The 16,855-nt window shown below is 68.1% G+C and carries 20 protein-coding genes; 10 read left to right on the forward strand and 10 right to left on the reverse strand.

Going from position 1 to position 16,855, the window contains the following annotated elements; genetic code table 11:
- Positions 1-24: 24 nt before the first annotated feature.
- From kdsA to RM543_RS06935, 3 genes are read right to left on the reverse strand one after another with little or no spacing between them, the layout of a single operon-like run.
- Entirely contained in the window at positions 25-870 is an 846-nt protein-coding gene (gene kdsA / locus RM543_RS06925; protein ID WP_311690162.1) for a 3-deoxy-8-phosphooctulonate synthase, read from the reverse strand.
- Positions 867-2,651, reverse strand: a complete 1,785-nt coding sequence (locus RM543_RS06930; protein WP_311690163.1) for a KpsE/RkpR family capsule polysaccharide export protein — start codon at positions 2,649-2,651, stop codon at positions 867-869. Before RM543_RS06930 ends, kdsA begins: the two co-directional genes overlap by 4 nt.
- Positions 2,629-3,288 carry an ABC transporter ATP-binding protein gene (locus RM543_RS06935; RefSeq protein ID WP_116083252.1) on the reverse strand — a complete coding sequence of 220 codons (660 nt, stop codon included), beginning with the start codon at positions 3,286-3,288 and terminating at the stop codon, positions 2,629-2,631. Before RM543_RS06935 ends, RM543_RS06930 begins: the two co-directional genes overlap by 23 nt.
- 197 nt (positions 3,289-3,485) lie before the next feature.
- Here RM543_RS06935 and RM543_RS06940 point away from each other — a divergent pair, with 197 nt between their 5' ends.
- The 5 genes from RM543_RS06940 to RM543_RS06960 all read left to right on the forward strand — a co-directional run bounded on the left by RM543_RS06940 (position 3,486) and on the right by RM543_RS06960 (position 9,583).
- The gene (locus RM543_RS06940; RefSeq protein ID WP_311690164.1) at positions 3,486-4,088 is read left to right on the forward strand and encodes a uracil-DNA glycosylase family protein; all 603 of its coding nucleotides are present in this window, start codon (positions 3,486-3,488) and stop codon (positions 4,086-4,088) included.
- Positions 4,085-4,861: an SseB family protein gene (locus RM543_RS06945; protein WP_311690165.1), complete on the forward strand. Its 777-nt coding sequence runs from the start codon at positions 4,085-4,087 to the stop codon at positions 4,859-4,861. The genes RM543_RS06940 and RM543_RS06945 overlap by 4 nt, the downstream gene beginning before the upstream one ends.
- A gap of 96 nt (positions 4,862-4,957) precedes the next feature.
- Positions 4,958-6,733, forward strand: coding sequence for an aspartate--tRNA ligase (gene aspS, locus RM543_RS06950; RefSeq protein ID WP_311690166.1), 1,776 nt, complete (start codon positions 4,958-4,960; stop codon positions 6,731-6,733).
- A 254-nt stretch (positions 6,734-6,987) separates the two neighbouring features.
- Positions 6,988-8,367, forward strand: coding sequence for a DUF1800 domain-containing protein (locus tag RM543_RS06955; RefSeq protein WP_311690167.1), 1,380 nt, complete (start codon positions 6,988-6,990; stop codon positions 8,365-8,367).
- 4 nt (positions 8,368-8,371) lie between these two features.
- Positions 8,372-9,583: a DUF1501 domain-containing protein gene (locus RM543_RS06960; RefSeq protein WP_311690168.1), complete on the forward strand. Its 1,212-nt coding sequence runs from the start codon at positions 8,372-8,374 to the stop codon at positions 9,581-9,583.
- Between the two features lie 18 nt (positions 9,584-9,601).
- On the opposite strand, the gene RM543_RS06965 is transcribed toward RM543_RS06960, so the two are convergent.
- On the reverse strand, positions 9,602-10,294 hold the full coding sequence (locus RM543_RS06965; RefSeq protein ID WP_311690169.1) for a response regulator: 693 nt from the start codon (positions 10,292-10,294) through the stop codon (positions 9,602-9,604).
- A gap of 175 nt (positions 10,295-10,469) precedes the next feature.
- Here RM543_RS06965 and mce point away from each other — a divergent pair, with 175 nt between their 5' ends.
- Together mce and RM543_RS06975 are read left to right on the forward strand one after the other, a co-directional pair.
- On the forward strand, positions 10,470-10,874 hold the full coding sequence (gene mce, locus RM543_RS06970) for a methylmalonyl-CoA epimerase (protein WP_311690170.1): 405 nt from the start codon (positions 10,470-10,472) through the stop codon (positions 10,872-10,874).
- On the forward strand, positions 10,875-11,186 hold the full coding sequence (locus RM543_RS06975; protein ID WP_311690171.1) for a DUF1467 family protein: 312 nt from the start codon (positions 10,875-10,877) through the stop codon (positions 11,184-11,186).
- On the opposite strand, the gene RM543_RS06980 is transcribed toward RM543_RS06975, so the two are convergent.
- The 3 genes from RM543_RS06980 to RM543_RS06990 form a co-directional block, all read right to left on the reverse strand.
- Positions 11,101-11,841, reverse strand: coding sequence for an EI24 domain-containing protein (locus tag RM543_RS06980; RefSeq protein WP_311690172.1), 741 nt, complete (start codon positions 11,839-11,841; stop codon positions 11,101-11,103). The two genes, RM543_RS06975 and RM543_RS06980, sit on opposite strands and share 86 nt — an antisense overlap.
- Positions 11,838-12,413 carry a nitroreductase family protein gene (locus RM543_RS06985; RefSeq protein ID WP_311690173.1) on the reverse strand — a complete coding sequence of 192 codons (576 nt, stop codon included), beginning with the start codon at positions 12,411-12,413 and terminating at the stop codon, positions 11,838-11,840. Before RM543_RS06985 ends, RM543_RS06980 begins: the two co-directional genes overlap by 4 nt.
- A gap of 65 nt (positions 12,414-12,478) precedes the next feature.
- Entirely contained in the window at positions 12,479-13,579 is a 1,101-nt protein-coding gene (locus tag RM543_RS06990; protein ID WP_311690174.1) for a class II histone deacetylase, read from the reverse strand.
- A gap of 54 nt (positions 13,580-13,633) precedes the next feature.
- Here RM543_RS06990 and RM543_RS06995 point away from each other — a divergent pair, with 54 nt between their 5' ends.
- On the forward strand, positions 13,634-13,888 hold the full coding sequence (locus tag RM543_RS06995; protein WP_311690175.1) for a DUF167 domain-containing protein: 255 nt from the start codon (positions 13,634-13,636) through the stop codon (positions 13,886-13,888).
- Positions 13,889-13,964: 76 nt separating this feature from the next.
- Here the strand turns inward: RM543_RS06995 and RM543_RS07000 are convergent, their stop codons facing one another.
- The 3 genes from RM543_RS07000 to RM543_RS07010 form a co-directional block, all read right to left on the reverse strand.
- Positions 13,965-15,044, reverse strand: coding sequence for a 5-(carboxyamino)imidazole ribonucleotide synthase (locus tag RM543_RS07000; protein ID WP_311690176.1), 1,080 nt, complete (start codon positions 15,042-15,044; stop codon positions 13,965-13,967).
- The gene (purE, locus tag RM543_RS07005) at positions 15,037-15,525 is read right to left on the reverse strand and encodes a 5-(carboxyamino)imidazole ribonucleotide mutase (RefSeq protein WP_311690177.1); all 489 of its coding nucleotides are present in this window, start codon (positions 15,523-15,525) and stop codon (positions 15,037-15,039) included. Before purE ends, RM543_RS07000 begins: the two co-directional genes overlap by 8 nt.
- A gap of 123 nt (positions 15,526-15,648) precedes the next feature.
- Positions 15,649-15,867, reverse strand: coding sequence for a YdcH family protein (locus RM543_RS07010; RefSeq protein WP_311690178.1), 219 nt, complete (start codon positions 15,865-15,867; stop codon positions 15,649-15,651).
- Positions 15,868-16,057: 190 nt separating this feature from the next.
- Between RM543_RS07010 and RM543_RS07015 the strand changes: the two genes are divergently transcribed.
- Both RM543_RS07015 and RM543_RS07020 read left to right on the forward strand, forming a co-directional pair.
- Positions 16,058-16,498, forward strand: coding sequence for an Hsp20 family protein (locus RM543_RS07015; protein WP_311690179.1), 441 nt, complete (start codon positions 16,058-16,060; stop codon positions 16,496-16,498).
- Positions 16,495-16,731, forward strand: a complete 237-nt coding sequence (locus RM543_RS07020) for a DUF1150 family protein (protein WP_311690180.1) — start codon at positions 16,495-16,497, stop codon at positions 16,729-16,731. The genes RM543_RS07015 and RM543_RS07020 overlap by 4 nt, the downstream gene beginning before the upstream one ends.
- Positions 16,732-16,855 lie beyond the last annotated feature (124 nt).

The following is a 16,855-nucleotide window of genomic DNA, read 5'->3' on the forward strand; positions in this document are numbered from 1 at the left end:
CGCGCCGCCCGCCGCGCCAGCGCCTCAGATGCGGGCCGGCTCTTCCTTGGCGATTGCGTCGAAGCGCATCAGGGTGGCTACGAGGTCCGCCATCCGGTCCAGCGGGATCATGTTGGGGCCGTCGGATGGTGCCGTGTCCGGGTCGGGATGGGTCTCGATGAAGACCGCCGCGATGCCGAGCGAGACCGCTGCCCGTGCGAGGACCGGCGCGAATTCGCGCTGCCCGCCGGAGGCGCCACCGAGGCCGCCGGGCTGCTGCACGGCGTGGGTCGCGTCCATCACCACCGGCCAGCCGGTCTTCGCCATGGTCGGCAGGCCACGCATGTCCGTCACCAGTGCGTTGTAGCCGAAGGAGACGCCGCGCTCGGTCAGCAGTATCCGCTCGTTGCCGGTGGAGGCGATCTTGGCGGCGACGTTCTCCATGTCCCAGGGCGCGAGGAACTGGCCCTTCTTGACGTTGATCGCCGCGCCGGTCTGTCCGGCCGCCAGGAGCAGATCGGTCTGCCGGCACAGGAAGGCGGGGATCTGGAGGACGTCCACCGCCTCGGCGGCTGCGGCGCACTGATCGGGCGCGTGGATGTCCGTGAGGACGGGGCAGCCGATCCGCTCGCGCACCGCGGCAAGCTGGGCGAGGCCGTCGTCGAGGCCGGGGCCGCGGCGCCCCGAAAGCGAGGTGCGGTTGGCCTTGTCGTAGGACGCCTTGAAGACGAAGGACGCGCCTGCCGCGGCGCAGGCCTCTGCCATCGTCTCGGCGATTGAGAGGGCGTGATCCAGCCCTTCGAGCTGACAGGGGCCTGCGATGATGGTGAGCGGAAGATCGTTGCCGCAGCTCACGCCGGCGCCGAGATCGACGGATCTTTGTGGGGTCATGCCGTTACCTGTTCGCGCAGCACCGAGGCGGTGAGCGAGACGAGAAGATAGATGCCGGAGAAGATGAAGAAGGCGAGGAGCGTATTCTCGAAGCCCCTGGGATAGGTCGCCTCGTCGGGAGCCACCGGGGCCACGCCCATCGCCATGTAGCGGACCTGGCGGTTGGCCTCGACGCGGGCGCCCTCCATCTGCTGCGCGGCCTGCTGGAGAAGGAGCTGCCGTGTGGCGAGATCCGCCTCCGCGATGCGCAGCTCCCCGGTGATCCGCGCGAGGGACGCGCCGCCCGAGGCGCCCTGGGTCATCGAGGAGCGCAGCCGCGCGATCAGCTCCTCGAGCCGCGCGATCTCCCCGCGGACGGCGGCGACGCGCGCCTCGTTGGGGCTGGACGTCGAGAGGAACTGGTCGAGCTGCAGTTTCTTCTGGTTCAGCTCCAGCTCGAACTGCGTGATCTGCGACATGAGCGAGCTGCTTTCGGAGACCGGATCGAGCACGCCGAGGCGTTCCTGCAGGTCCAGCACGCGGTTCTGCGCCTGCTGCACCCGTTCCTCGGCTTCCTCGAAACTCTCCCTCGCGCCGGCCATCTGATCGTCCCTGAGGCGGGAAGTCAGCTGGTCCACCTGTTCCTCGGCATAGCCGATCAGCGCTTCGGAGAAGGACTGGGAGGCCTCCGGCGTGGCCGCGATCACCTCCATCTTGAGAATGCCCTCGGACGGGTCGAACCCGACCTTCACGTTCTTCTGGTAGATCCCGTAGGCGTCCTCCATCGAGGCGCCCGGCTCCAGCCGCTGGAGTGGGTCGATCCAGTCTTGGCTGAAATGGGCGCGGAAGCCGAGATCCCGGTCCAGCCGCAGCATCGCGTCCCGCGACTGGAGGTAGGATTGCACCGTGGTCGAATCCTGCTGAACGGCGAGGCCGGTGCCCTGGAACAGCCCGCCGAGGCCCATGGCGCCCTGCGCTTCCGCTTGCTGGATCACGAATTCGGACTTGGTGGCGTAGAGCGGCGTCGCCATGACGTTGTAGTACCAGCCGGCGAGGATGGTCGGCAGCAGCACGAAGAAGGCGAGCCGCACCATGAGAAGGAGCGACTTGCGGCGCCGGCGGCGGCCGATATCGCGCTGGATCTTCCAGATCTCGGCGGCGCTGTCCGCGGGCAGGCGGAGCGGGTTCGAGGACGGCTCCACCACGGCCGGCGGGCCGTGCTGCGGGACCGTCGCCGGCAGTCCGCCGCTGGCCGCCTCCAGCGATGTGCCTTGCGACCGCGCCGGCGTATTCGCCTCCGGCACGACCAGTTCGAGCATGTTGGCGCGCTGGAACGGGTCGATCCCCTTGGCGCGAAGGAGCCGGACGGCATCGAAATCGGAGGTCGGTGCGAGGCCGTGCTTGTGGGCGACGCGTCGCGCCATGCGCAGCTGCCGACCCGTCAGCCCCTCGCGGCGGATCGAGGCGATGTCCACCTCGCTGGCCATCTCGGCCGCGTCCGTGATCTCGCCCGAGAATGCGCTGCGGCTGCCCGCGAGGGGCCCCGAACTGCCGGGCGCCGCGCCGTCCGTCCCGGTCCGCAGCTCCTCGACTGCCGGAGCGCGGGGCTGCGCTGCGGCCTCGGCCATGGCATCCGACGGCTGGACGGCGGCCTCTGCCGCGGTCACCGTCTCGGCCGGCTCAGCCGCCGACACCTGTTCGGCCTCGGCGGCGGACGCGCGCTGAGCGGCCGGGACCACGCCCTCGGCCAGCGCCTCGCCGCGCCTCAGGCGGTATTTCCTAGCCCTGGCCTTGGTAGTCATACAGTGCCTTGGCCTCTTCGAGGGTGTCGAACATGTGCAGCTTGCCGTTGCGGAGGACGGCGGCTGAGCGGGCGAATTTCTCCAGCGTCTCTGGCTGGTGCGATACGATCACCACCGTCGTGCTCTTCAGCCGTTCGCGCAGGATGGATCCCGCCTTGCGGTTGAACTCCACGTCGGTGGTATGCGGCATCCCCTCGTCGATCAGGTAGATGTCAAAGTCCAGCGCCAGCATGAGCGAGAAGCAGAACCGTGACCTCATTCCCGCGCTGTAGGTGCCCATCGGCTGGTCGTAATACTCCTCCAGCCCGCAGAGCCACCGGCTGAAGGCTTCGACGTAATCCGGGTCCAGCCGGTACAGGCGCGCGATGTAGCGGGCGTTCTCCCGGCCGGTATGCTTGGTGACGACGCCGCCCATGAAGCCGAGCGGGAAGGAGATGCGGCTGGTGCGGGTGATCTGCCCCTCGTCCGGCTTCTCCAGCCCCGCCATCATGTTGATCAGCGTGGTCTTCCCGGTGCCGTTGGGAGCAAGGATGCCGATCGAGTGCCCCAGTTCGACACGCAAGTTGGCCCGGTCGAGGATCACCTTGCGGCGCTGGCCCGTCCAGAACGATTTGCTGACATTGGTGAACTCGATCATGGGGCGTCCGCCGCGGCCGTGTGGGGCCACCATGCATCATGGGGCGTTTCCAGTCTGTAAAGGATCACGCGGCTTTTCGGCGGCATTATGTCGTCTAAGTGAGGTAATCTGACCGAAGATCGCCGGATTCTGGCGACACCGCGGCAGGCGCGCTGTCCCTTGCCCGGGCCCCGGGCGGGGCCTAGCTCATGGCGGCAATGAACGATCCACGCCCACTTCCGGAGCGCCTCGGCGCCTGCACGATCTGCGCCGACCGCTTCGCCGCGACGGCCTCGGCGCATCGTCCCAATCCCGTCGTGTGGTTCCGCGACGAGGCACGTCTGCTCATCGCGTCGCAGGCGCCGGGGATGCGCGTTCACAAGGCGAACAAGCCGTTCTGGGATCGCTCCGGGGACCGTCTCCGCGACTGGCTGGGGCTGGACGAGGCCACGTTCTATGACCGCAAACGCGTCGCCATCATTCCGATGGGCTTCTGCTTCCCAGGCTATGACGCGAAGGGCGGGGACCTGCCGCCGCCGAAGGTCTGCGCCGAGACGTGGCGGCAGGACGCGATCGATTATGCCGGGCCGTTCCGCCTGACCGTGCTGATCGGGGGCTACGCGCAGAAGTGGCACCTCGGACCGATGGCCGCCGGCGGGGTGACGAAGACGGTCGCGAAATGGGAGGAGCTTGCGCCGCGCGGGATCTTCCCCTTGCCGCACCCGTCCTGGCGCAATACCGCGTGGCTGAAACGCAATCCGTGGTTCGAGGCGGACGTCCTGCCCGAGCTCCGGGCGCAGGTTGGAAAGGCGATCTCATGAGCGCGACGGCAATCGATGCGGCCCATGCGGCCATGGAGAGCGCGCCAGGGGACGATGCCGCGCGGCTCCGGTTCTACGAGCGTCTGGCGGATGCGGAACTGTTCCTCCTGCTGGAGAAGGAGGCGGAGGGGGACGCGATCGAGCCTCGCGTCTTTCCGCTGGAGGACGGTCCGGTCGTCCTCGCCTTCGATCGGGAGGAACGGCTGGCCGCATTTGCCGGGCCGTCGCCCTATGCCGGGATGTCGGGTCGATCGCTGTCGGAACTTCTCGCGGGCCAGGGGCTGGGCCTTGGCCTCAATCTCGAGGTCGCGCCGTCCTCCACCCTCCTGCCGGCCTCCGCCGTGAGCTGGCTTGCCGAAACCCTGGCCCACCGCCCCTCCGAAGCGGCGGCCCAGCCGGACGAGATTTCGGCGCCCACCGGCCTGCCGGAGGCGCTCCTGACCGCGCTGGACGCCAAGCTGGCGAGCGCGGCCGGCCTCGCGCCCATGGCCTACCTCGCGGCTGTCACCTACGAGGGCGGCGCGAGGGGGCACCTTCTGGCGTTCGTGGGCGCGGTGCCGGGGGCGGAGCCGTCGCTCGCCCGCGCGACCGGCGAGGCGCTGACCTTCTCGGGGATCGAGGCGGGCGCGCTCGATGTCGCCTTCTTCCGCGCGTCCGATCCCGTGGCGGCCAGGTTGGCCCGGGTCGGCTTGCGCTTCGACCTGCCGAAAGCCGAAACACCGGTGCGCGCGGCCCCCGGAAGCGACCCCGAAGCACCGCCGCGCCTGCGCTAGCGGCGCCCGTCCGTCCTCCCTCGCTTGACATGGGGGACCGCGCGGGGTGTATCGGCGCGGACATTTTCATGCCACCGCCCCGAAAGGCTCGCCCCCATGCATCCTTACCGCTCGATGACCTGCGCCGATCTCCGCAAGGAGCATGTCGGACAGACCGTCCGTCTCGCCGGGTGGGTCCATCGCATCCGGGATCACGGCGGCGTCCTCTTCATCGACCTGCGCGACCATTACGGCACGACGCAGGTCCTCGCGGATTCCGACAGCCCGGTCTTCAAGGACATCGAGAAGCTGCGCTCCGAATGGTGCATCCGGATCGACGGCGAGGTGAAGGCGCGGGACGAGAGCCTCGTCAACTCCAAGCTGCCGACCGGCGAGATCGAGGTCTACGCCCGGGACATGGAAGTCCTCGGCGCCTCCGAGGAGCTGCCCCTCATCGTCTTCGGTGATCAGGAATACCCCGAGGAGACGCGCCTGCGCTATCGCTACCTCGACCTGCGCCGCGCGGTGATGCAGAAGAACATGACGCTCCGGTCGGACGTGGTCTCCTCGATCCGCAGGCGGATGTGGGACCAGTCCTTCCGCGAGTACCAGACGCCGATCATCACGGCCTCCTCGCCCGAGGGCGCGCGGGACTTCCTCGTCCCCTCCCGCCTGCATCCGGGCAAGTTCTACGCGCTGCCGCAGGCCCCGCAGCAGTTCAAGCAGCTGATCATGGTGTCCGGCTTCGACAAGTACTTCCAGATCGCGCCCTGCTTCCGCGACGAGGACCCGCGCGCCGACCGCTCGCCCACCGACTTCTACCAGCTCGACATGGAGATGTCCTTCGTCACGCAGGAGGACGTCTTCGCGGCGATCCAGCCGGTCGTCCAGGGCGTGTTCGAGGAGTTCGGCGAGGGGGCGAAGGTCGACGATGTCTGGCCGCAGATCTCCTATGCCGACGCGGCGCTCTGGTACGGCACCGACAAGCCCGACCTGCGCAACCCGATCAGGATGGAGCGCGTGTCCGAGCACTTCGCAGGCTCGGGCTTCGCGATCTTCGCCAAGATCCTCGAGCAGGACGGCACCGAGATCCGCGCCATCCCCGCGCCCGGCGGCGGCTCCCGCAAGTTCTGCGACCGGATGAACGCCTTCGCGCAGAAGGAAGGCCTGCCGGGGATGGGGTACATCTTCTGGCGCGACGGCGGGGAGGGCCTCGAGGCGGCCGGCCCGCTGGCGAAGAACATCGGTCCCGAGCGGACCGAGGCCATCCGCCAGCAGCTCGGTCTCGAAAAGGGCGACGCCGCCTTCTTCCTCGGCGGTCGTCCCGAGGAGTTCGAGCGCGTGGCCGGAAAGGCGCGCACCACCATCGGCGACGAGCTGGGCCTGACCGATCAGAATCGCTTCGCGTTCGCCTGGATCGTCGACTTCCCGATGTACGAGAAGGACGAGGAGACGGGTCGCGTCGATTTCTCCCACAACCCCTTCTCCATGCCGCAGGGCGGGATGGAGGCGCTGGAGGGCGATCCGCTGAAGGTGCTCGGGTACCAGTACGACCTCGCCTGCAACGGCTACGAGCTGATCTCCGGTGCGATCCGGAACCACCGTCCGGAGATCATGTTCAAGGCGTTCAAGCTTGCCGGCTACGGCGAGGACGAGGTGCGCAAGCGCTTCGGCGGCATGGTCAACGCGTTCCGCTTCGGCGCCCCGCCGCACGGCGGCTGCGCGGCCGGCATCGACCGGATCGTGATGCTGCTGGCGGGCGAGGACAATATCCGCGAGGTCATCATGTTCCCGATGAACCAGCGCGCCGAGGACCTGATGATGGGCGCGCCGTCCGAGCCGGCGGGCGAGCAGCTCCGCGAATTGTCCCTGCGGGTTCTGCCGCGGGAGTGAGGCCATCGGCGATGCGGCGTCCCGCGGGGCGCCGCATCGCCGGCGCGATCCCGGATCTCGACGCTTCCCATTAGCCATCCAGGCGGACCTTCAGCGAACGTCCGCCTCTTGATGTGCAGCGCGCCACGGTCGCGAGGACCCAGCGAGCACGGCATCACTCGATCGTGCGCGGCGCCGGGGCGGTGCGGCTGGATCGGGCCTGCCGGATCGGCGAGACTTCGTCCGATCCCACCTGCCCAAGGCGTACCCATCCCGTGACGTTCCAGCCAGAGATCGCCGCGATCCGCTTCGGCACCGGTCTCGGCCCGACGCATCGTCCGCCGACCTCCCCCGAAGCGCTCCTGCGTCCGCTCGCCGGGCCGGACGACATGGCCGCACTGCATCCGATCCCGCGCTCCGCCCAAATCGAGGCCGAAGTTCATGCGATCCGCACGCTCGTGCGCCAGAAACGGGACGAGCCGGATCGCGAGGAGGAGCTTGACCGCGCGATGCGCGCGCGGCGGGACGCCCTGCGCGATCTTCACTCCGCGATGGCCGCCGCGACCTTCGCCCGCGCCGTGGACACTGCCGACCCGTTCCGCGAGCGGCTGGTGCAGTTCTGGCAGGACCATTTCACCGTTCTCGGGATGGGTGGCCTCGGGGACTACGCGGTCGCGCCCTACATCGAATCGGCCATCCGGCCCCACCTTCAGGGACGGTTCGCGGATATGCTGCGCGCCGTCATCCAGCATCCCCTCATGCTCCTCTACCTCGATCAGAACCGCTCGGTCGGCCCGAACTCGGTCAAGGCGCGGCGGGGCAACCAGATGAACGGAATGAACGAGAACCTCGCGCGGGAGCTTCTCGAGCTGCATACGCTGGGCGTCGGCGCGGGCTACGATCAGGAGGATGTGCGCCAGTTGGCCGAACTCCTCGCCGGGCTCGGCGGCAACCTCGAGAATGGCTTCCGGTTCTTCGTGGATTACGGCGAGCCGGGGCCAGAAACGGTGCTCGGCCGATCCTACGGGCGGCGTGATCCGAAGTTGGAAGACATCCACGCCGTTCTCGAAGACCTTTCGGTTCATCCCGAGACGGCCCGGCACATGGCGCGCAAGCTCGCGGTCCACTTCGTTTCGGATGCCCCGGACCCGGCGCTCGTCGATCACCTGGCCACCCGCTGGGCGGACACCGGCGGCGAGCTAATGGCCGTCTACCAGGCGCTCCTCGAGCATCCCTCGGCGCAAGGCGCCCCCCTGCAGAAGGCGAAGCTGCCCTTCGGGCTCATGACCTCGGCCTTCCGCGCGCTCGGACTGGACGGCGCCCGCCTGACGGCGCTCGATGCGAACCGGGTGCGCCGCACCCTCTTTCGGCCGCTCGCCGCGATGGGGCAGCCGTGGCAGCGCCCGCTCGGTCCGGATGGCTGGCCGGAGGCGGCAGAGCGCTGGATCACCCCGCAAGGCCTCGCGGCGCGGATCACCTGGGCGATGGATCTGACCCGAAAGTTCGAGATCGAGCTGCCGGACCCGCGGGACTTCCTGACCCATGCCCTCGGGACACTCGCGTCCGAGGAGACGATCTTCGCGGCCCATGCCGCGGAGACGGTGGAGGACGGGGTCGCGCTCGTCATCTGCTCTCCCGACTTCCAGAGGAGATGAGGACATGATCGACAGACGCTCCCTTCTTCTGCGAGGTGCGGCGCTCGGCTGCTCCGCGGCGGCAAGCCCCCTCATCACCCCCGTCGCCCTCGCGAGCGCCCCGTGGGATGCCCGGCTCGTCGTCGTCATCCTGCGCGGCGCTATGGACGGGCTCGACGCGATCCGGCCCGTCGGCGATCCGCATTATGCCGAGTTGCGTCCAGGTCTTCTCGCCGCCGCTCCGGGGGTTCCCATCTCCGATTTCTGGGCGCTCCATCCCGCGCTGTCGCGTCTCGTGCCGCTCTGGGAGAAGGGCGAGCTGGCCTTCGCCCATGCCGTCTCCACGCCCTATCGCGACAAGCGCAGCCATTTCGACGGGCAGGATCTCCTCGAAGCCGGGACGGGTTTCGTTCCGGGCGCCCCGCGCTCGCGGGACGGTTGGCTCAACCGGATGTTGCAGGTCGTGCCGGGGATGGAGGCGGAAACCGCCTTCGCCGTCGGGCGGGACGACATGCTCCTGCTGACGGGAGACGCCCAGGTGGCAAACTGGGCCCCCGAGCAGCGGCTGACCCTGACGCCGCAGGCAGAGCGCCTCCTGCATCGTCTCTATGCGGGCGATCCACTGTTCGCCAGTTCCGTGCGGGAGGCGATCGCGCTGACGGAGAGCCTCGCGGCCTCCGAGGGGACCGACCTCGATGCCGAAGAGATGGAGGAGATGTCCGGGATGACGTCGATGAGCGCCGGCAACCACGCCGATCTCGCCCGGTTCACCGCGGATCGCCTACGCAGGGACACCCGCGTCGCGGCCTTCTCGCTGACCGGATGGGACACTCACAACAAGCAGATCGGCGGCATCGACAAGGCGCTTACGCAGCTGAGCGACGTGATCGAGGTGCTGCAGGTCGGACTTGGCGACATCTGGGGCAAGACGGCGGTCCTCGCGATGACCGAATTCGGCCGCACCGCGCGAGAGAACGGGTCCGGCGGCACCGATCACGGAACCGGCGGCGCGATGCTCATGGCCGGAGGTGCGGTCCGGGGCGGGAAAGCCTTCGGGGCGTGGCCGGGGCTGTCCGAAGGGGACCTCTACGACCGTCGGGACCTGATGCCGACCGGTGACGTCCGCGCATTCGCCGCACGCGCGATGGAGGGTCTCTTCGGGCTCGACCCTACCGTGCTTGAAAGCGCGGTCTTTCCCGGCCTCGACATGGCCGGGACGGACAGGGTCATCCTCTGACGCGCGGATCCCTCCGCCTCAGAGCGACAACCGCTCCCGTGCCAGGGCGCCGATCCGCGCGGCAAAGACTTCCTGGCAACTCCCTTCGAGGTCCAGCGCCGTGGCGCTGATATGGGGGTCGTCCGCCGCGCGGCCGAGGGAGGCGAGGAACTGCGTCAGGTACTCCAGCCGCGCCCCCTCGTTCTCCCCGGTTCGGGCGACCTCCTCGGCGTGCAGCAGGTCCTCCTGAAGGCTCGTCAGATCCGGCTGGATGATCTCGTTCGATACGGTTCGGACGGACATGCCGGGGGAGGATATCGGCAGGTAGCGCAGGATCGTTTGCTGGAAGGCCGCGAGGCCGAAGATCGGCTTTGGCATGAAGGCATCCGCTCCTGCCTTCAGCGCGTCGGCTTCGGCCATGTCGTCCCCGCTGGTGGCGATGATCGCCGGAATGCGCGGTTCGGCCCTCGACAGCTCCCGCACCAGATCGAGGCCGGAGCCATCCGGCAGGCCGATATCGATGATCATCGCGCTCGGCCGGTAGACCGCGAGATGACGTCGGGCCGAGGCCACGCAATCCGCGCGCCGGAGCCGGGCTCCGCTCTTGAGGCAGAGACAACGCAGGACCTCGCTGGCAAGGCGGCTGTCCTCCACCGTCATGATCGTCAGTCCGGCAAGCGGTCGGTCCGCGGTTCGCTTCGGTGCGGTGTTGATGATCTCGAACTCGTTCATGGTATCCCCCGTTTCCGGCTGGGTTGCTGTTTCTGGCCAACAACCTGATTGAGCAGCCAAACCCCCTAATACGGAGTAAAGGCCGCCGGAGAATCTGTCGCGGGGGGTGCCCCTTGCGATGAGGCTCTGGCGCTTTCATAGCAGGGAAGCAGCCTTGATGCCTCGGAGACCGCCCATGATCGGCCGCCTCAACCATGTCGCCATCGCCGTGCCGGATCTCGCCGCCGCGACGGAGCAATATCGCGGCGCGCTCGGCGCCGATGCGGGCGCGCCTCTGAGCTTGCCGGACCACGGGGTACGCGTCGTCTTCGTCACGCTGCCCAACACCAAGATCGAGCTCATGGAGCCTCTCGGCGAGGAGAGCCCGATCGCGCGCTTCCTGGAGGCCTCGCCTTCTGGCGGTCTCCATCATATCTGCTACGAGGTCGCGGATATCGGGGCCGCGCGGGATCGTCTCGTAGAGACAGGCGCGCGCGTTCTCGGGGACGGCACGCCGAAGGCCGGCGCCCACGGAAAGCCCGTGCTCTTCCTTCACCCGAAGGATTTCAGCGGCACGCTCATCGAACTGGAGGAAGTCTGAATGTCCATCGCATCCGTCTTCGTGGTGCTCGCGGTCCTGTGGTTCCTCGTCCTCTTTCTGGTGCTGCCGGTGCGACTGAAGACCCAAGGGGACGTCGGGGCACTGGTGCCCGGAACGCACAAGTCCGCGCCTCAGGATTTCCGCGTGGGACGCACCGCGCTCATCGTCACGGCCATCACCATTCCGCTCTGGCTGCTGTCGGTGTTCCTCATCGTGACGGACTACGTCACCCTGGACGACTTCGATCTCTATAAGCGGTTCGGTCCGAACGACGCGCCGCTTGCCCCTCCCAGCGATGAAACAGGTGGGTGAAGGTCGCGGCCCCGAGGATCGGAATGAAGAGGTTCACCACCGGGATCGTCAGGGGCGCTGCCATCAAGGCACCGGCGCCCCAGATCTTCAGCCGGTGACGATGCCGCGCCGCCCGCGCCCCTGAGCGCCCTAGCCTGCGCATCGCGACCATGGAGAAGTATTCCCGCCCCAGAAGGAAGCCGTTCACCGCCCAGAAGAGGAAGGGCGCAAGCGGCCCGACGAAGAAGTAGAGCGTCAGCGCCACCGCGTTCACGGCGACGATGAGGACGAGGAACTGGGCGCTGTCCACCAGCGCCTCCGACCAAGGCAGCCCGTCGGCGGGAGGCAGGCCCGGATAATGCTCCGCCTCGACGGCCTCCGCCACGTCCTCGAGGAAGAGCCCGGTAAAGGCCGAGGCGACAGGCACCATCAGGAAGACGGACAGGACCAGCATGAGAAGCACCGAGGCGACCGATGCCACGTCGTCCACCCAGGAGATCTCGCCGAAATAGGGCAACGAGATCGCTTCCGGGACGAGCCAGCCCACGAGCCAGAAGGTCAGCCCGTAGAGCCCGGCGAGAAGCAGGAGCGTCAGGCCCACACCGAGCAGGAGGACCCGCAGGAAGCGGCGATCCACCATCTGCGCCAGCGCCTTGCCGAAGTCGGCGAGAATCATGGCAGGAACGTCACGATATCGGAAAGCTCCGGACGGGGGCGCTCCGGCGGCGCGGCGGTTTCGGTGCCGATATGGACGAAGGCGGCGACGTACTCACCTTCACCGAGGGACAGGCCCTCGCGGCAGAACTCCGCGTCATGGGAAGGCCAGCCGGTGAGCCAGTTCGCCCCCCAGCCGGAGGCCAGCGCGGCCGACAGAAGGCCGTAGCAGGCCGCCCCGACGGACAGGGTCTGCTCGATCTGCGGCACCTTGGCGCTGTCTTTCGGCGAGCCGATCACAGCTATGGCGCAGCCGCTGTCCGCGAACTGGGAGACGCCCTTGCCGAGGTCCCGCTCGGACAGATCGAGGGCCGTTCCGCGGGTCTCCGCCAGCGCCGCCATCCGCTCCAGTGCGCCCTTGCCGAGCACGATGAACCGCCACGGCACGAGGGCGCCGTGATCGGGGGTGCGGGCGGCGGCGGTGAGCAGGGTCTCCAGCGTCGCCTGATCGGGGTAGGGCGCCTCCAGCGTCTTGGCGGGGCGGGACCGGCGCGTCAGGAGGAAGTCCATCGCGGCGGGGCTGGGATCGGGCATTTTAGCGCTCCTCTTCGGTCGGGGCGCAGGTGTCCGTCAAAGCCGGCCGCCGCGCAAGAGGCGGCTCAGAAAAGCGCCTCGGCCATCTCGGCGATCTGCCCCTCGACGAAGCGATCGAAGGCCGGGCCGGGCTGCCTTGCGGCGAATGTCTGCGCCAGGGGATCGGGCGCATGGACGTCGGCGCCGGAGAGCCGCTCCAGGACCGCGTGACCGCAGAAGGGAACGTAGACCTCCGAGTATCCGCCCTCGTGCACCAGCGTCAGCCGCCCGCCGCAGAGATCCCGCGCCGCCTCCATCACCAGTCCGGTCATTTCCGAAAAGGTCCCGGCCGTCGCCATCATCCGCCCGAGGGGATCGATCAGCGCGGCATCGTAGCCGCAGGCGACGACGATGGCATCAGGCTCGAAACGGCGAAGCGCGGGAAGGACGATCCGGTCCATCGCCTGGAGATAGCCGACATGCCCGGTCCCGGCAGGGAGCGGCACGTTGATGTTCGCGCCGAAGCCCTCCCCCTCGCCGCGCATGTCGAAGCTGCCCGAATCCACGGGATAGTTCCGCTCCTGGTGCAGCGAGATCGAGAGGACGTCCGCCCGGCCGTAATAGATCGCCTCCGTTCCGTTGCCGTGATGCACGTCCCAGTCGATCACCGCGACCCGGCCCGCGAGACCCGCGGCCTGCGCCGCCTCGATGGCGATCGCGATGTTGGCGAGAAGGCAGAACCCGTTGGGCCAGTCCGGCAGGCAGTGATGCCCCGGGGGCCGGGACAGGGCATAGGCGGTCTCGAGCTCCCCCCGCAGCACGGACAGGACCGCATCCCGCGCAAGCCCGGCGGACAGAGCGGCGATCCCGTAGCCCCCCGGCCCGAAGGGCGCCCGCAATCCCAGCTCGCCGCCGCCCCGACCCGACAGCTCGCGGAACCGCGACAGGTAGGAGCCGGGATGGACCCGGCGGAGCTCCTCCTCCGTGGCAGGCTCGGCGGTTCGCACGTCGAGGTGCCGCGCAAGCCCCGTCACCTCGACGAGGTTCTTCAGCCGCCGCTTCGTCTCGGGATTCTCGGGCAGACCGCCGGGAAGGGGCTGGACATGGCCGCCCACCGGCAGGTTCATCGCGTAATTGCCGCCGCCGTGCCAGAAACAGCGTTCGTCGGTGAAAAATCCGGTCGCCATGCGCGCCTCCTCGTGAGAGGGCCGAACCTAGGCGGATCGCGGGAGAGGGGAAAGATGAAGAAGGGCGCGCTGTCACATCTCGCCGAAACCGGGGAGCTGAGCGTCCGCGTCACCCCCGGCGCCTCCGCGGAGAGTGTCGCCGAGACGGATGCGGGGCTTGCGATCCGCGTCACCGCTCCTCCTGCGGACGGGCAGGCGAACAAGGCCGTTCAGAAGCTTCTCGCCCGCGCGCTGGGGCTCCCGAAGTCGCGCCTGACCCTCGTGCGAGGGCACTCCGCGCGGGACAAGACATTCCGCATCGAGCCCTGAGGCCCGTTCGTTTCTTCCTGCAATCCTCCGTGGGACGCCGAAGAGGCGGGGCCTAACCTCCGCCGGACCTCCGGCATCACGCCTTTCGCATGGGGGTCACCCGGTTCACGTGGCCCATCTTGCGCCCCGGGCGGGCCTCCGCCTTGCCGTAGAGATGAAGCGCGGCGCTCGTCTCCGCCGCCATCGCGGGCAGGCGGCCGATATCGTCCCCGATCAGGTTCTCCATCACCACGTCCGAATGGCGGGATCCGTCTCCGAGCGGCCAACCCGCGATGGCCCGGATGTGCTGTTCGAACTGGTCCACCGCGCAGCCGTTCTGCGTCCAGTGTCCCGAATTGTGGACCCGCGGCGCGATCTCATTCACGACGAGGCCGTCCGCGGTGACGAAGAGCTCGACCCCGAGAACACCGACATAATCGAGCGCGTTCAGGATCCGGCCCGCGAGGATCACGGCATCGGTATTCAGACGGGACGCGATCGGGGCCGGTACCGTGGTCTGGTGCAGGATTCCGTTGCGGTGAACGTTCATCCCCGGATCGAAACAGCTCACCTGTCCATCCGCCCCGCGGGCGGCGATCACGCTGATCTCGCAGGCGAACTTCACGAAGCCCTCGAGGATGGCGGGCACACCGGCGAGCTCTTCGAGCGCGGGTTCCGCCGCCTCGGGCCCGTCGATCCGCGCCTGCCCCTTGCCGTCATAGCCGAGACGCCGGGTCTTCAGGATCGCCGGCGAGCCGATCTCTGCGATGGCCTCCCGCAGGGATCTTGCATCCTGCACCGGCGCATGAGGCGCGACCGCGAGGCCGAGCCCCTCCAGGAACCGCTTTTCGGTCAGCCGGTCGGAGCTGACTTCGAGCGCCTTGCGACCCGGATAAATCGGGGTCTCCGCGCCGATGAGGTCCAGTGCCTCGGCCGGGATGTTCTCGAACTCGTAGGTGATGACGTCGCAGCCCGCGGCAAAATCGCGAAGAGCCGAGACGTCGTCCCAGCCGGCCTTCACATGCGCGTTGGCGACATGGGAGGCGGGCGGATTGCCGGCGGGATCGTAGATGCAGGTGCGGTAGCCGAGCCGTGCGGCCGCGACGGAGAGCATGCGGCCGAGCTGCCCGCCGCCCAGAATGCCGATCACGGCGCCTTGCGGCAGCATCTCAGTCATCGCTCGGAACCTCCGGGATCGAGGCGGACAGATCGGCGCGCCAGCGATCCAGTCGCTCGGCCAGCGCCGCATCCGAATTGGCAAGGATCGCGGCGGCCATGAGGCCGGCATTGGCGGCGCCAGCCGCGCCGATGGCCATGGTCGCGACGGGATAGCCGCGCGGCATCTGCACGATCGAATAAAGCGAATCGACGCCCGAAAGCGCCTTCGTCTGAACGGGAACGCCGATCACGGGCACCCGCGTCTTGGACGCGACCATCCCCGGAAGATGCGCCGCTCCGCCCGCGCCCGCGACGATCGCCTTGAGGCCACGCCCCGCGGCACTCTTGCCGAAGTCCCAGAGACGGTCCGGTGTACGATGGGCGGAGACGATGCGCGCCTCGAACGGAATGTCCAGCTCCTCCAGGATCAGAGCCGCCTCCTTCATCGTCGGCCAGTCGGACTGGCTGCCCATGATGATCGCCACGACTGGATCGGCCATGTTCGCTCCAATGAAGGAAAGGATCGTGTCGCGATCCGATCTACATCGCCCGCGGGTCAGGGGGCAATTGCGGCCGGGCGCAAATCGTCACCCACGGGGGACGTCCCCCCGGCGATGTGGCATTCAGGCGATAATGTCGGGGGTGATCTGGTCTTCGAGATGCGCGATGCGGTCCTTGATGGACAGCTTCTGCTTCTTGAGACGGCGGATCGCGAGGGTGTCCAGCCGGAGGGCGCCCTCCAGCGCCGCGATGGCCTCGTCGAGGTCCCGGTGCTCCCGCTGAAGGACGTCCAGCCGCACGCGCTTGACCTCGATCGGGTCCATTTCGTTGAAGGCGTTCATGGCGGCGATTCCCGGCGGGTCGAATTGTGGTGAATGAGCCGTATCATAGGCCGGAACCATGGATCCGCATAGCCTTTTGACGCGTCCGCCCCAACATCTTGCAGGCAAGCAGGCCGCGTCCCATATGTGTGTAACGGTCGCCGAAACGGGGCCGATGACGGCATGGTCGCTTGAGCAAGGACGTGCAGACATGACGAAACCGACACTCGGCTCATACCCGTTCCTACTCGGGTTCGAGCAGCTGGAACGCCTCGTCGAGCGGACGGCGAAGTCCGGCAACGAGGGCTATCCGCCCTACAATATCGAGCAATCCGGAGATCGCAGCTACCGCATCACGCTCGCCGTGGCCGGGTTCTCCGAGGAGGATATCGCGATCACCGTGGAGAACAGGCAGCTCCTGATCCACGGTCGGCAGACGGACGACGCCGAGGGCCGCGTCTTCCTCCACCGCGGCATCGCCGCACGGCAATTCCATCGCAGCTTCGTGCTCGCGGATGGAATGGAGGTGTCCGGCGCGACGCTCGAACACGGGTTGTTGCACGTCGATCTGGAACGGGTTGAGCCCGAAAGTGTTGTAAAAACAATCCGCATAGGCGGCAAAGCGGCCTCGAAAGGGGAGAAGACAAGATGAACGAGCAGTTCGATTTCGAAGCACATCGCGACGACGGCCCACAGCCGATCGTCTACGTTCGCCCCGTCGCGGTCGCCGAGCTACCGCAGGACATCCAGAACGAGGTCGGCGACATCGCCACCCTCTACGCCGTGCACAGCGAGGAGGGCGAGCGACTGGCCCTCGTGAAGGACAAGTCCCTTGCCTTCATCCTTGCCCGGCAGAACGACCTCGAGCCGGTCGGCGTTCACTAGGCGGTCAGGCCGCAGCTTTTACGGCACGAAGGGGCGCAGCGATGCGCCCTTTTTCGTGGGCGGCATCTTGCGCAGTATCAAGGGCGGAACCGTCGTCCCGCCCTTCCTGATCTTCCTGGGTTAC

The sequence above is a fragment of the Tropicimonas omnivorans genome (assembly GCF_031846565.1).
In the GTDB taxonomy this organism is placed as follows: Bacteria; Pseudomonadota; Alphaproteobacteria; order Rhodobacterales; family Rhodobacteraceae; genus Tropicimonas_B; species Tropicimonas_B omnivorans.

Excerpts from the sequence above, each read along its gene's own strand:
- kdsA (WP_311690162.1), bottom strand. The coding sequence starts at position 870 with ATGACCCCACAAAGATCCGTCGATCTCGGCGCCGGCGTGAGCTGCGGC.
- RM543_RS06930 (WP_311690163.1), bottom strand. The coding sequence starts at position 2,651 with ATGACTACCAAGGCCAGGGCTAGGAAATACCGCCTGAGGCGCGGCGAG.
- RM543_RS06935 (WP_116083252.1), bottom strand. The coding sequence starts at position 3,288 with ATGATCGAGTTCACCAATGTCAGCAAATCGTTCTGGACGGGCCAGCGC.
- RM543_RS06940 (WP_311690164.1), top strand. The coding sequence starts at position 3,486 with ATGAACGATCCACGCCCACTTCCGGAGCGCCTCGGCGCCTGCACGATC.
- RM543_RS06945 (WP_311690165.1), top strand. The coding sequence starts at position 4,085 with ATGAGCGCGACGGCAATCGATGCGGCCCATGCGGCCATGGAGAGCGCG.
- aspS (WP_311690166.1), top strand. The coding sequence starts at position 4,958 with ATGCATCCTTACCGCTCGATGACCTGCGCCGATCTCCGCAAGGAGCAT.
- RM543_RS06960 (WP_311690168.1), top strand. The coding sequence starts at position 8,372 with ATGATCGACAGACGCTCCCTTCTTCTGCGAGGTGCGGCGCTCGGCTGC.
- RM543_RS06965 (WP_311690169.1), bottom strand. The coding sequence starts at position 10,294 with ATGAACGAGTTCGAGATCATCAACACCGCACCGAAGCGAACCGCGGAC.
- mce (WP_311690170.1), top strand. The coding sequence starts at position 10,470 with ATGATCGGCCGCCTCAACCATGTCGCCATCGCCGTGCCGGATCTCGCC.
- RM543_RS06975 (WP_311690171.1), top strand. The coding sequence starts at position 10,875 with ATGTCCATCGCATCCGTCTTCGTGGTGCTCGCGGTCCTGTGGTTCCTC.
- RM543_RS06980 (WP_311690172.1), bottom strand. The coding sequence starts at position 11,841 with ATGATTCTCGCCGACTTCGGCAAGGCGCTGGCGCAGATGGTGGATCGC.
- RM543_RS06985 (WP_311690173.1), bottom strand. The coding sequence starts at position 12,413 with ATGCCCGATCCCAGCCCCGCCGCGATGGACTTCCTCCTGACGCGCCGG.
- RM543_RS06990 (WP_311690174.1), bottom strand. The coding sequence starts at position 13,579 with ATGGCGACCGGATTTTTCACCGACGAACGCTGTTTCTGGCACGGCGGC.
- RM543_RS06995 (WP_311690175.1), top strand. The coding sequence starts at position 13,634 with ATGAAGAAGGGCGCGCTGTCACATCTCGCCGAAACCGGGGAGCTGAGC.
- RM543_RS07000 (WP_311690176.1), bottom strand. The coding sequence starts at position 15,044 with ATGACTGAGATGCTGCCGCAAGGCGCCGTGATCGGCATTCTGGGCGGC.
- purE (WP_311690177.1), bottom strand. The coding sequence starts at position 15,525 with ATGGCCGATCCAGTCGTGGCGATCATCATGGGCAGCCAGTCCGACTGG.
- RM543_RS07010 (WP_311690178.1), bottom strand. The coding sequence starts at position 15,867 with ATGAACGCCTTCAACGAAATGGACCCGATCGAGGTCAAGCGCGTGCGG.
- RM543_RS07015 (WP_311690179.1), top strand. The coding sequence starts at position 16,058 with ATGACGAAACCGACACTCGGCTCATACCCGTTCCTACTCGGGTTCGAG.
- RM543_RS07020 (WP_311690180.1), top strand. The coding sequence starts at position 16,495 with ATGAACGAGCAGTTCGATTTCGAAGCACATCGCGACGACGGCCCACAG.